Below are 12856 nucleotides of genomic sequence, written 5' to 3'. Positions count from 1 at the left end.
TTCAGGTGCGTGGCTCGCGGCTGCAGAGATAGGCGCCCGACAGCGCGATGCCGCCTCCGAGCATGGCCAGGGTCGTCGGCAGCTCGCCGATGAGCACGAAGCCCATCGCGATGGTCACGAGCGGAAGCGCGTAGAGCGTGGCCGCGGTGCGGGAGGCGCCGAGCGCATTGATCGCATAGCTCCACAAGAGGTAGGCCACCGCCGCGGGGAAGATGCCGAGATAGACGACGACGCCGATCGCCGCCGCATCGACCACCGCTCCGGCGACCGTGAGATCGAGCAGGAACGGCGCCATGAAGACGACGGCGAAGAGGGTCGTGTAGAAGTTCAGGCCGAACGGGGTGAAACGGCTGAGCGCACGCTTCTGGTAGATGAAGTACAGGCTCTCGGAGACGATCGCCATCACGATCCAGAGCACGCCGAAGTCGATCGACAGCCCCTCGGCCTCGCCGACCAGGATCATGCCCGTCCCCGAGAGGCCGACCACGAGCCCCGTGGCGCGCACCGGCGTGAGCCGCTCGCCGAACAGGGCCGCGTTCAGCACGAGCGTGACGAGGGGGATCTGCGCGACGAGAAAGCTCGCCGTGGCCGCCGTGACGGTCTGCTCGCCGATGTTGAGGCCGACATGGTAGCCGACCACGCCGAGCAGGGCGAAGGCCGAGAACATGAGGACGTCGGCGCGGTTCGGCTTCATGCGATCGCCGAGATCGAGGAACGGCAGCAGGCACAGGAGCGACCCCGCCGCGACGACGTAGCGGAGGAGGGCGAGTCCGCCCGGCGTCCAGGTCTCCAGGGCGACGCGTATGCCCACGAAGGACGACGCCCACAAGGACAGGGTGACGACGGCGGCGGCGTAGGCGCCGAGCTCGTTCGACCGCATGCGGGATTGCTCCTTGATCGATGCCGGCACGACTAGAAGCGCGCGCGATCGGCGAGGATGGCGGCGCTCAGGATCTCGAGGAGGTCGCGCTCGGAGCGATCTTCGAGGGTGAGGCTGTCGTAGGTCTGCAGGTGCGCCGACAGACGGACCTCGCGCTCGGCCGCGCGCGAGGCGAACACCGGAAGCCAGCGCTGCCGCGACCCGCTGCGATGGGCGCTCGCGACGCGCGCCAGCTCCGTTCCGAAGGCGCGGTCCTGCCAGCCGGCGGAGCGCGACCCGAAGACGGGGACGTGGAGCGCGACGGGATCGCCGTCGTCGCCGGTGTCCGTTCGGCCCGGCCGGTGGCGAACGGCACGATGGCCCAGCGCCTCCACGAGATCGACGATCCGTTCGGCGACGTCGTCGTGCGCGTCCTCGGCGAGGATCGACACGAGGGGGATGCGCGCGGCCTCGACGCCGCGCAAGGCGCGCGTCGCGTCGCGATCTCGGCCGAAGGTCATCGCCGCCTCGAGGAGCCCCGGTGCACGGGGAGGACAGGGCTCGCACGCCAATGCGAGCTCGCCTCGGCATGCGTCGTGGACGAAGCGGGGCGGAAACTGGTCCAGCAGGGCGAGCGCGCGCGCGGGAAACGCCGCCTCGAGATCTCCGGGAGGGGTGCTCGCATCCCACTCCAGGAAGATGTCGTCGCCGGCCCAGCCGATCGCGAGCCGTGCGCCGTCCGCGCTCGTCAGCTCCGCTGCGGTGGCGCAGACGCGCAGGTGCGAGAACAATCCGCTCTGCAGCCCCAGCGCCGCGATCCGGCGCTGCGTCAGGGCGGCGTCCGGCCGCGGGACGCGGATGCCACGGGGCCTCGGCAGCGGTGCGGAATGGGGGATCACCACGACACGCCCGTCGCGGTGGACGGCGCACGCGTCGAGGACGAGCGCGGCGAGCGCCCATCCCGTTGAATGATCGTCCCGCCTCTCGCGTCCGTCCGGACCGGCGGCGTAGAGGCTGCGGATGCGGTCCTGGATCGCGGCGAGGTCGGTCGCGATCCGTCGCCCGTCCGGTGATCCGATCGCCTCCCCCACGGCGATGCGGCGGCGATTCGCCAAGCGGACGGATGGTCGGGATCTCGACGGATGCAGCTCCGTAGTGTCGTCGCCGTCCCAAAGGATCTCGGCGACGGCCACGGCCCCGCCGCTCGGCTCGACGTGGGCGACACGCGTGCCGGGCGCGTCGACGGCGAGCGTCGCGGCCCAGCCGGGATAGGACGGGTGCGCGTGCAGGACCGCGCCGTCGGGGGAAAGCGCGCGCACGCTGTCGTCGTGGCACAGCGCGAGGACGGCGCCGTGAGGTGTCGCCCGCAGGGCCGCGACCGCGCCGGCGGCCACGTAGGCGGTCTCTCCCGTGAGGCCCGAGACGATCTGTCCGTCGTCTCCGCCCGCGAGCCAGCTCTCGCCCGCGGTCGTCACGCTCCAGAGAGCGCGTGGTGCCGTGAGCAGGATCTGCGGCTCGCCGGACCCGAGTCGGTAGAGCCGACCGGAATAGGTCGAGGCGAGCAGCGCACCGTCGCCCGTCACCGCGAGGGCGAGGATCGGGCCCGAGAGGTCGCTCGTGCGCAGCACCCGACGTTCCCGCATGGAGATCTCGTGGACGCGTCCGGTCTCGCCGGCGACGGCGAAACGATCTCCTGCGTCCAGCCAGAGGTTTGCGTTCAGGAAGCGGTCGGTCACGCTCAGCGAGAGCGCGACTTCGAGATTATCGTCGTGAACGACGACCTCCGAGCTCTCGCCGCAGGCCACGAGCAGCGTGCCGTCGGGCGAGGGGCTGGTCGCGCGCGGGCAGAACGGCGCCGATGCCTGACGAACGAGACGTCCGAGCCGGTCGTAGACGACGTAGTGCCGCGATCCGGTACCCACGAGGATCCGATCGCCGCCGGGGAGGAAGGCGATGCTGGACACCCCGCTCACGCCCGTCGGAAGCGCACAGGAGGCGATCCGCTCGAGCCGCGCTCGCGCCGGCGCCTCGCTCATGCGTCGCCGCCCCAGTCGACGAACGTGGCGCTGCCGCCGTTCCGGTACCGATCCCGTCCCAGGAGGACGTTGGCGATCGTCGCGCTGCGATAGGACGTCCCGCCCAGATTGGGATCGACCCAGCCGTAGGTGTCGACGGACGCGTTCTGGGCGAAGATGCGCACGCCCTCGATGCCCGGCCGCAGGCGCAGCGTGTAGTCTCGCTCGAAGACGAGAGCGCCCTGTGCGTCGCGCTGCGCGAGCGTGTCGAGCGCGGGCTCCAGCGCGCCGAAGCCGGTCTCGTAGCCGGTGGCGAGCACGACGATGTCGGCGGTGATCCTCTCCGCCCGGCCGGTCGTCGCGTCCTCGCAGGTGATCTCCACCTCGCCCGTCCCCGCGTCGGCGAGATCCTGCATCGTGCGTCCCAGCAGGATGCGCCTCTCGGGGTGCGAGGCGCCTTCGCGGTCCAGCACGTAGAAGCGCCGGAAGATCGACAGCATCAGGTCCGCGACGATGCCGTCCGAGGAGCTCTTGTAGGTCTCGTTGAGCCGTGCGCGCACGGGGGCCGGGCTACCGAAGAAGTACCGCGCGAATTCGGGCGTATAGATGTCGTTGCACAGCACGGTCTCGTCGAACATTCGGAAGGCGAGCCCGCGCGAGAGCCAGGTCAGGCGCCGCGGCATGTCGTCGTCCGAGACGAGATCGAGGAGGATCTCCGCCGCCGACTGGCCGCCGCCGACGATGGCGATCGAGCGTCCGCGCAAGTCGCCGAGATCGCGCCTGCGCTCCCGGTAGCGGCTGGAATGGAAGACGCGCTCGTCGCTGGGGTCCAGGCTCGTTCGGGGGATACGTGGGGTGTGTCCCATCCCCAGGACGACGTCTCTCGCCGCGAGCGTTCGCCTGTCGGTGGACAGGACGAGCCGTCCGTTCTCGTAGTGGAGGCCCAGGGCGGCCTCGCCGAGCGACACGCGCTCGCCGAGCTTGAGCAAAACCCACTGGAGATAGCGATCGAAATCACGCCTCAGCGGAGTCGAATACTCGGCATGGATGTAGCGATAGAGGAGCCCGTGCTCGTGTAGGTAGCTGAAAAAGGTGAACGGGCTCCCAGGATCGCTCATGAAGACGAGATCCTTGAAGTGCGAGCTCTGCAGGCGCGCGTCCGGGAGCAGCATGCCCTCGTGCCAGCGCGGCTCGGCCCGTCGCTCCAAGAGTGCCCAGTCGAGCCCGGGATCTCCCTCCAGATGCGCGGCGAGGCTGAGGTTGGAGGGTCCCGCTCCGACGAGAGCGACGTCGCAGGTCTGCATCAGCGGCCTCCAGCGGTGCCGGTGGAAGGGGGAGGGGCTTGCCGGCGCGCTACCGGCGCCAGGTCCTCCACGGAGAGATCGTCGCCGAGCGGGCTCGGCAGGACGGCGTCGCCGCCCGGCCCGAAGCGCGCCACGATCTCCGCGGAGAGCCTCGGCAGGAGAGGCGTCGCGACGCACGCGAAGCGCGAGAGCCACCGTGCGTCCGCCTCCGACGGCTCCTCGAGGAAGGCGAGATAGTCGCTTGCGAGGCGCGCGGGGCTCGTGTCGGCGTGCTCCGGAGCGAAAGGCTCGACGTCCGCGCCGCGCGCGAGGCGCGAGAGCGCCTGCCGCAAGGCGCCGCGATGTCGGTTCACGAAGGCGACGCAGTCGCGAAGGTCGAAATCGGTCTCCTCCGAGACCGGCAGGATCGTCGCCAGGTAGAGGCGCAGCTCGTCGGGGTGGACCCGATCGAGCGTCGCCAGGTCTCGGAGCCAGACCCCGTGCACGCGGCTGGTGGAGAACTTGCGCTTCTCGAAGAGGAGGAATTTCGAGAGGCGCACCTCGTCGAAATTGCGCAGCTCCGGGACGGCATTCGCGATGTTGGCCGGCCCGATCAAGGCAGCGGCGAGATTGTCGATCCCGGCGAAGACGCACACGCGCGTCTCCGCACCGGCCGCGGTGAGCGGGTTCGGCAGGTCCCGGCGCGCCGCGAACACGGAGGCGAGATAGTGGCAATAGCCGTAGAAGGTGTTGCAGATCGTCGCGCCGTGCCCGTCGACACGGTTGGGAATGCCCCACGCGTCGGGCGCGGTGAGGCGCGTGCGCGGTGCCGCACCCTCCGCGTAGGCGAGGGCGAGCGATCGGAACTCCTCCTGCGGGACGCGGCGGGCGAGCTCCTCCGCCAGCGCCGCCGGAGAAGCGCTCGCCGTGTACCAGGATCGCTCCTCGCGCCAGTCGAGATCCGTCTCGCCGTCGCGCGAGCGCGGCTCGAGGATCTCGTCGGGCTGGTAGTGATAGCCGCAATTTTCGCACGAGTTTCCGCCGGCCGGCTCGCGGCAGCCCGGGCAGACGCCCTGCAGCCAGACGCCGTAGACCGGCGTGCCGGTGCGACGCGAGTACGGGACGCGCTCCGTGCGCAGCTCCAGCCCGCCGGCGGCGATCGCCTCGCCGAGAAGCCGGTTGTGCAGCTCCTCGTAGGGCTCGCGATCGGCGCGCGAGAGAGGGTTCGCCCAATACGCGAGATCGATGCCGAAATAGGCGAGGTCCCTGCGGATCTGAGCGGCGTTGTCCTCGCACAATTCCGCAGGGTCGACGCCGGCCTGCCGCGCCGGCAGGAGGACCCAGTTCTCGTAGACGTCCGCGCCGCACATCACCGTGACGTCCGCCCCGAGCTGGCGCAGGCGACGTGCCACGATATCGGATTGCAGGAAGGGCCCCGACATGTGTCCGAGATGCAGCGCACCGTTCGGGGTGGGCTGCATCGGCAGGAGAAGGTGGCGCTGCCCGCCCGTGATCTGCGCGCCGGCGGTCATCAGTGCTGCCCGAGGACCGTGGCGACGGGGGTGAAGTCGACCAGCACGATGTCGCGCACGCCGCGCGTGGCGCTGGGTGCGAGCCGCACGTCGGCGAGCGCGTGGCTGACCCGCAAGTCGTCGACGCCGAAGCTCTCGAGCTCGCGCTCGAGCACGAACTTGGCCAGGATCTCCTCCTGCGACAGCGTCTCGGGATCGCGACCGGCGGCATCGGCCGCGGCGATGTAGTTCTCGCCCCCGACGACGCTCTCGCGATGGACGAGATGCGCGAACGTGTAGGGCTCGCCGTCGCGGTGCAGGCAGTCGGGCGACACCGTGGCCACGGGGTGCTGCGGGTCCACGACGAGGCGGACGAGGTGAACGCCGACGCGGTATAGGGAATCGAATTCCCTTGCGAAATGCGTCCTGTGAAAATCGTTGTCGATCAGAAGCTTCAAGACAGGGTTGCGAAGTATTTCCCGCGGAATCGAGGGGAAGCGTCGCGCTTGATTTCGATGCTCTGGATTGTACTCGCCCTGATCGTAGATGACCTCGCTTCCGAGGGAAGACTTCATCCAGTCAAGCTCGTTCAGGTAGGCTTTGTAGAAACCGCACCCATAACGACGCTGCCGAAGGACACCTTGGCTCGCGTAGGGGTCGCGCGGAAGGTCGTTGAACGCGTTCTTCAGCTCGACCCATGCATCACGGTAGTTCAACATGTCCAGAGCCGGCGAAAGATCGTAGTGGCAGTAGCCGGCTTGATGAAAGTCCTGCATGACGTCCGATCCTCTGTCTGGGCGCCTGGGAGACAACCCTCGGTGACGGGAAAATAGGCAGCACTTACAACCAAGTCAACAGCTGATCACGTTACGACAACTTTCAATTTTGCAAGCATATTGCGGCTCTTTCGAGCCGGAGCAACCTGATTTTGCATTGATGCAATTTAGAGCGGTGTCGACCCGCTCCTCACCGGGCGTCCGCCCCTTACCGAGCGTTTCGCCGACGTGCGGAGAACGGCGGCGAGGACCGTCGCAGCGCTCGCCCGACGCTCACGCCTGGCCGTGGTCCTGGACGGGAGAGAGGAGGATCTTGCCCCGGCGACCGGCGCTGCCGGCCCCGCGCAAGGCGCCGATCGCGTCCTCGAGCGGATGCACCGCCTCGACGGCGCTCGCCAGCACGCCGCGCGCGATGAGCCGCCACGCCTCGCCGAGCCGCTCGGCGACGACCGCGCGCGGCTCGTCGTGGACCCATCGCCTGAGCCAGAACAGCTCGAACGAGACGTCCGGGCGGCGTCGCGGCAGGTCCGGCGGCAGCGGGCGGCCGGACAGGAGCCCGTAATGAACGAAGCGCCCGCCGGGTGCGAGAACTTCGTGGAGAGCTTCTCCGAGCGTGCCGCCGACGGCGTCGAGGACGGCGTGCGGTCGCGTGGTCCCCAGCCGGTCGCGCAGCATCCGGGCGAGCGTGACCGCGTCTGCATCGTGCGGCAGCACGAGCGCCTGCGCGACGCCGAGCCCGTCGAGCAGGGGTAGCGTGCGCGCATCACGCACGATCGCGAGCGGGTGCGCGCCGGCCTCCGTCGCGAGGCGCACGAGCATGCGCCCGATCGCCGAGCCGGCGGCGTCGATCGCGACGAGCATCCCGGCTCGCACGCCGATGCGGTCGTGCATCATCAGGAGCGCCGTGAGCGGGTTGACGTAGCTCGTCGCGGCGGAAATGTCCGGCAGTGCGTCGGGGACGCGGAAGCACCAGGAGGCGTCGACGCATCTCGCCTCCTGCCAGCAGCCGGCGCTCCCGATCGGCAGGACGCGGTCTCCCGGGCGCAGATCCGCGACCTCCGATCCGACGGCGTCGATCACGCCCACGCCCTCGAAGCCGGGCACGAAGGGCAGCGTCGTTCGCGACGGGTAGGCGCCGGCGATCGTCACGAGGTCGGACGGGTTGATCGCGGAAAGGAGCATCCGCACGCGCACCTCGTGCGCACGCGGCCGTTCCAAGGCGCGACGCTCCAGACGGACGACCTCCGCGGGAGGGCCGAAGGCATGCACGACGAGGCGGCGACGATCATCCATGGCGGCCTCTCCGCCGGACGCGGGATCAGTCGCCCGCCTTGTCCGCGAAGACGACAGTGACGCCGCGCTTGCGGAAGTAGGACTGCATCGTCTTGCGGCCGCTCCTGTTGTTCTGCGCGAGCCGCACGGGATCGAACGTCGCCTGCGTCGCGCCTTCCCGCGCCAGCGCCTGCTTGAGGCGCGCGATGTGCAGGTCGATGTCCTGGTTGTCGTTCGCGAGCGACGCGTAGATGTCGGCGGTCACCGCCTCGACGCTCTCGGCATTCATCGTGTGTCTCCCCGTGGGTGGCGTGAGGGCTGAGGTATACGCAGACGACGGGGGCGTCGAGCCCCGGCGGCCGTGCCGGCGAGGGCCTCGGGCGGCCACGATGCACCGTCCCCGAGCGGCCCGCCGCCCACCCCACCCTCCGACCCTCGGGTCGTCGTCCTCTCCTGCGGGGAGGTGGCGGCTGCATTGCGGTGACGGTTTGTATTGCGTTTCGTCCGCCGCGTTTCGAGACGAGGTTCCCCGCGTGCGACGGACCGCGTACGCAGGCGGTTCGACTGACGATGATGCAGGGTTCGATGGTGCTGCCGGAGAGGATTGAACTCTCGACCTCTCCCTTACCAAGGGAGTGCTCTACCACTGAGCTACGGCAGCCGAGGCCCTGCGCGGGCGGGCCGGCGGGCGTGGGGGGTGCATAGAGGATCGCGGGCGGGGACGCAAGGGATAATCGGCGCGCGCCGGCCCCGCCCGGCGCCCCTCATTCGGCCGCCTGCGCGCGCTCCTCGAAGGCGAGACCCAGCGCCGTCCAGACCTCGACGAGGGCGTCGCGCAGGTGCCGGATGTCGGCCTCGCCGTGGAGCGGGGTCGGCGTGATGCGCAGGCGCTCCGTGCCGCGCGGGACGGTGGGATAGTTGATCGGCTGGATGTAGATGCCGTGGCGCTCCAGCAGGCGGTCGGAGGCCGCCTTGCAGGCCTCCGGATCGCGCACCATCACCGGGACGATGTGGGTCGGCGTCGGCATGACCGGGATGCCGGCCTCGACCAGCACGGCCTTGGCGCGCGCCGCCTGGCGCTGCTGGCCCTCGCGCTCCGCGCGCGAGTGCTTGAGATGGCGCACGGAGGCCGCCGCGGCGGCGCAGATCGCCGGCGGCAGGGCGGTCGTGAAGATGAAGCCCTGCGCGTAGGAGCGCACCGCGTCGATCACCGCCGTCCGACCCGTGATGTAGCCGCCGAGCACGCCGAAGGCCTTGCCGAGCGTGCCCTCGATCACGTCGATACGGCCCATCACCCCGTCGCGCTCGGCGATGCCGGCGCCGCGGGCGCCGTACATGCCCACGGCATGCACCTCGTCGAGATAGGTCATGGCGCCGTAGCGCTCGGCGAGGTCGCAGATGCGGCCGATGGGCGCCACGTCGCCGTCCATCGAATAGACGCTCTCGAAGACGATCAGCTTCGGCCGGTCGCCGGCGGCGCGCAGCAGCTCCTCCAGGTGGGCGAGGTCGTTGTGGCGCCAGATCTGCTTCTCGCAGCCGGACTGACGCACGCCCTCGATCATGGAATTGTGGTTGAGCGCGTCCGACAGGATCAGGCAGTTCGGGATGAGCCGCGCGATCGTGGAGATGCCGGCCTGATTCGAGACGTAGCCCGAGGTGAAGACGAGGGCGGCGTCCTTGCCGTGCAGGTCGGCGAGCTCGCGCTCGAGCTCGACGATCGGGTGGCTCGTCCCCGAGATGTTGCGGGTGCCGCCCGCGCCCGTGCCGCAGCGGCGCGCGGTCTGCGCCATCGCCTCGATCACGTCGGGGTGCTGGCCCATGCCGAGATAGTCGTTGGAGCACCACACGGTGATCTCGCGCGGGCCGCCGGGCGCGCCGTGCCAGGTGGCGCGCGGGAAGCGACCGGCGATGCGCTCGAGATCCGCGAAGACGCGATAGCGCCGCTCGGACTTCAGGGCGCCCACGGCGCTCTCGAAATAATGCGTGTAGTCCATGGCCTCACCGGGGGACGAGGGTCGCGGGGGATGCGAGCCGCCGCCATCGAACCTGCATATTCGGCTTTCTGCCTTGACGTTGATCAACACGTCCAGGGCTAATATAGCCGCATTCGGGCGCCGCGCAGGGCGGGTGCGACGCCGCGCCCGGGTCTGCGACCCGCCGATCACCCCACCGCCGCGGAGAGGGCCGGGCCATGGCCGACGACGAGCGCGCCGCGCGCCTGCGCGCGGCCCTGCGCGAGAACCTCAAGCGCCGCAAGGCCCAGAGCCGCGGTCGCGCCAAGGGGGAGGCCAAGCCGGGCGACGCCGGGACACCGCCCGTCGCGACGAACGAGGACGCGCCGCCCGAGAATTGACACGGTCCTGTTACCAATCCTTCAATCATCACCCTCAGGTTCTCGCGCAAGGCGTTCGCGCAGGACGAGCCAGCCCCGTGCGCATCGGCGCACGCCAGCATCGGGAAGAGATCTCATGGACCGTATCGTCATCACGGGCGGCGCGCCCCTCTCGGGCGTCCTGCCGATCTCGGGTGCGAAGAACGCCGCTCTGCCCTTGATGATCGCGAGCCTGCTCACGGGCGACACGCTCGAGCTCGCCAACGTGCCGCGCCTCGCCGACGTCCAGCTCCTCCTGCGCATCCTCGGCAATCACGGCGTCGACCACACGGTGGTGGGGCGTCGCCCCGGCGAATCGGCCGAGACCGGCCAGACGCTGCGGCTGTGCGCGTCCACCGTCATCGACACGACGGCGCCCTACGAGCTCGTCTCGCGCATGCGCGCCTCGTTCTGGGTGATCGCGCCGCTGCTGGCGCGCTTCGGCGAGGCGCGGGTGTCGTTGCCGGGCGGCTGCGCCATCGGCACGCGTCCCGTCGACCTGCTGATCATGGCGCTCGAGCGGCTCGGCGCGCAGATCGACATCGACGCGGGCTACGTCGTCGCCAAGACGCCCAAGGGGCTCAAGGGCGCCGAGATCGACTTCCCCAAGGTGACCGTGTCCGGTACGCACGTCGCGCTGATGGCGGCGGTTCTGGCCAACGGCACGACCGTCATCGAGAACGCCGCGCGCGAGCCCGAGATCGTCGACGTCGCCGACTGCCTCGTGAAGATGGGCGCCAAGATCACGGGTGCCGGCACCGCGCGCATCGTCATCGAGGGCGTGCCGCGGCTCTCGGGCGCGCGCCACGAGGTGCTGCCCGACCGCATCGAGACCGGCACCTACGCCATGGCGGTGGCCATGGCCGGCGGCGACGTGCTGCTCGAGGGCGCCCGCGCGCCGCTCCTCCAGAGCGTGCTCGACACGCTGGTCGCGGCCGGCGTCACCGTGGAGCCGACGAACGAGGGCATCCGCGTCGCCCGCAACGGCGCCGGCATCGCGCCCGTCGACGTGACGACGGAGCCCTTCCCCGGCTTCCCGACGGATCTGCAGGCGCAGCTCATGGCGCTGATGACCCGCGCCGAGGGCGCCTCGCGCATCCGCGAGACCATCTTCGAGAACCGCTTCATGCACGTGCAGGAGCTCGCACGGCTCGGCGCGAAGATCCGGCTCGACGGCGACGTCGCCATCGTCGAGGGCGTCGAGCGCCTGCGCGGCGCACCGGTGATGGCCACCGACCTGCGCGCGTCGGTCTCCCTCGTCATCGCCGGCCTCGCCGCCGAGGGCGAGACCACGATCAACCGCGTCTACCATCTCGACCGCGGCTTCGAGGCGCTGGAAGCGAAGCTGACCCGCTGCGGCGCGCAGGTGGAGCGGGTGCGGGGGTGATTAGAGGATCGCCCCCATGCGCCCCGTCCTCCTCGGCATCGTCCTCGCGAGCGCCCTCTTCGCGCTCTTCCACTATGCCGGACCGCTGTTCTTCCTCGACACGACACGGGCCTTCCAGGCGAACTTCGTCGCCGGTGGCGTGCTGGGGCTCGCGCTCGGGCTCGTGACGCCCGCCCTCGCCGGGCGGCCGCGGGCGAAGGCGGTGCGGGCGGCGGCGCTGATGCTCGTGCCGCTGCTTCTCGTGATGGCGGCGGTGACCTCCCATTTCGCGGTGTTCTTCCCCGCGCTCGATCCGGCCCTCGACAAGGTCTTCGGCTCGTGGATGCTGTGGGTCGCCGGCTTCGCCCTCGTGGGGGCGCTGGCGGTGGAAAAGAGAACGACACGGGGAGAGACGTCATGACGAGGATCGCCTTCATCGGGCTCGGCAACATGGGGGCGCCGATGGCCGGCAATCTCGTGGCCGCGGGCCACGCCGTCACCGGGTTCGACCTCGCGCCGGCGGCGCAGGAGGCGGCGCGGGCCGCGGGCGCCACGATCGCCGCGAGCGCGGCGGAGGCGGTGGCCGACGCGCAGATCGTCGTCACCATGCTGCCGGCCGGGCGTCACGTGACGGCGGTGTGGGAGGCGATCCTGCCGGCCTGCGCCAGGGGCGCGCTGCTCATCGATTCCTCCACCATCGACGTGGAGAGCGCGCGCGCCGCCCACGCCATGGCCGAGGCGGCGGGGTGCCTGTCGCTCGACGCGCCCGTCTCCGGCGGCGTCGGCGGGGCGAGCGCGGGAACGCTCACCTTCATGGCGGGCGGCTCGGACGCCGCCTTCGCGGCGGCGAAGCCGGTGCTGGAGGCCATGGGCAAGAAGGTCGTCCATTGCGGCGGCCCGGGCGCCGGCCAGGCGGCGAAGATCTGCAACAACATGATCCTCGGCATCTCGATGATCGGCGTCGCGGAGGCCTTCGCGCTCGGCGAGAAGCTCGGCCTGTCGCACCAGGCGCTCTTCGACGTCGCCTCGACCTCCTCTGGCCAGTGCTGGTCGCTCACGACCTACTGCCCGGTACCGGGCCCGGTCCCGACCTCGCCGGCGAACAAGGGCTACGCGCCGGGCTTCGCCGCCGACCTCATGCTGAAAGACCTGCGCCTCGCCCAGGCCGCCGCCAACGCCTCCGGCGCGGCCACGCCGCTCGGCGCGGAGGCGGCGCAGCTCTACGCGCTCTTCGCGGGGCAGGGCAACGGCGGGCGCGACTTCTCCGCCATCATCGAATGGCTGCGCGGGCAGGCGCAGGCAGACGGCGGAAAGGCCGGCTGATCGCGCGCCTTGAGCGGACCGGCGGCGATGCCTAGATCGGGCCGGTCGAAAGCCTCGCCGCAGCACGCCCGGGAGCGTCA

General features: G+C 70.6%; 12 protein-coding genes and 1 tRNA gene. 4 read left to right on the top strand and 9 right to left on the bottom strand.

The features are described 5' to 3' along the window. Position 1: 1 nt before the first annotated feature. The 9 genes from IEX89_RS09470 to hemA all read right to left on the bottom strand — a co-directional run bounded on the left by IEX89_RS09470 (position 2) and on the right by hemA (position 9710). Positions 2 to 880, bottom strand: a complete 879-nt coding sequence (locus tag IEX89_RS09470; RefSeq protein ID WP_188912112.1) for a DMT family transporter — start codon at positions 878 to 880, stop codon at positions 2 to 4. Between the two features lie 32 nt (positions 881 to 912). Beyond that, complete coding sequence (locus tag IEX89_RS09465; protein ID WP_188912110.1) at positions 913 to 2895, bottom strand: WD40 repeat domain-containing protein; 1983 nt, start codon at positions 2893 to 2895, stop codon at positions 913 to 915. Continuing rightward, a complete protein-coding gene (locus IEX89_RS09460; RefSeq protein ID WP_188912108.1) occupies positions 2892 to 4178 on the bottom strand; it encodes a SidA/IucD/PvdA family monooxygenase in 1287 nt (428 codons plus the stop codon). The genes IEX89_RS09465 and IEX89_RS09460 overlap by 4 nt, the downstream gene beginning before the upstream one ends. Further along, on the bottom strand, positions 4178 to 5689 hold the full coding sequence (locus IEX89_RS09455) for a class I tRNA ligase family protein (protein WP_188912106.1): 1512 nt from the start codon (positions 5687 to 5689) through the stop codon (positions 4178 to 4180). The genes IEX89_RS09460 and IEX89_RS09455 overlap by 1 nt, the downstream gene beginning before the upstream one ends. Continuing rightward, positions 5689 to 6444, bottom strand: coding sequence for a 2OG-Fe dioxygenase family protein (locus IEX89_RS09450; protein ID WP_188912105.1), 756 nt, complete (start codon positions 6442 to 6444; stop codon positions 5689 to 5691). The genes IEX89_RS09455 and IEX89_RS09450 overlap by 1 nt, the downstream gene beginning before the upstream one ends. A 273-nt stretch (positions 6445 to 6717) precedes the next feature. After that, a complete protein-coding gene (locus IEX89_RS09445; protein ID WP_188912103.1) occupies positions 6718 to 7737 on the bottom strand; it encodes a zinc-dependent alcohol dehydrogenase family protein in 1020 nt (339 codons plus the stop codon). A 25-nt stretch (positions 7738 to 7762) separates the two neighbouring features. Next, on the bottom strand, positions 7763 to 8005 hold the full coding sequence (locus tag IEX89_RS09440; protein ID WP_188912101.1) for a hypothetical protein: 243 nt from the start codon (positions 8003 to 8005) through the stop codon (positions 7763 to 7765). Between the two features lie 297 nt (positions 8006 to 8302). Next, positions 8303 to 8377: transfer RNA gene (locus IEX89_RS09435), tRNA-Thr, on the bottom strand. Between the two features lie 103 nt (positions 8378 to 8480). Next, a complete protein-coding gene (hemA, locus tag IEX89_RS09430; protein ID WP_188912099.1) occupies positions 8481 to 9710 on the bottom strand; it encodes a 5-aminolevulinate synthase in 1230 nt (409 codons plus the stop codon). 197 nt (positions 9711 to 9907) lie between these two features. Between hemA and IEX89_RS09425 the strand changes: the two genes are divergently transcribed. From IEX89_RS09425 to mmsB, 4 genes are all read left to right on the top strand, one after another. Further along, on the top strand, positions 9908 to 10069 hold the full coding sequence (locus IEX89_RS09425; RefSeq protein ID WP_188912097.1) for a hypothetical protein: 162 nt from the start codon (positions 9908 to 9910) through the stop codon (positions 10067 to 10069). Positions 10070 to 10184: 115 nt separating this feature from the next. Continuing rightward, positions 10185 to 11474, top strand: a complete 1290-nt coding sequence (gene murA, locus IEX89_RS09420; RefSeq protein ID WP_188912095.1) for a UDP-N-acetylglucosamine 1-carboxyvinyltransferase — start codon at positions 10185 to 10187, stop codon at positions 11472 to 11474. Positions 11475 to 11490: 16 nt separating this feature from the next. Then, positions 11491 to 11874, top strand: a complete 384-nt coding sequence (locus tag IEX89_RS09415) for a DUF5367 family protein (protein ID WP_188912093.1) — start codon at positions 11491 to 11493, stop codon at positions 11872 to 11874. Then, complete coding sequence (gene mmsB / locus IEX89_RS09410; RefSeq protein ID WP_188912091.1) at positions 11871 to 12776, top strand: 3-hydroxyisobutyrate dehydrogenase; 906 nt, start codon at positions 11871 to 11873, stop codon at positions 12774 to 12776. The genes IEX89_RS09415 and mmsB overlap by 4 nt, the downstream gene beginning before the upstream one ends. Positions 12777 to 12856 lie beyond the last annotated feature (80 nt).

The sequence above is a fragment of the Salinarimonas ramus genome (genome assembly GCF_014645695.1).
GTDB lineage: Bacteria > Pseudomonadota > Alphaproteobacteria > Rhizobiales > Beijerinckiaceae > Salinarimonas > Salinarimonas ramus.
Note: the sequence above shows the minus strand (reverse complement) of the source record. Positions and strands in the feature narration are given on the sequence as shown.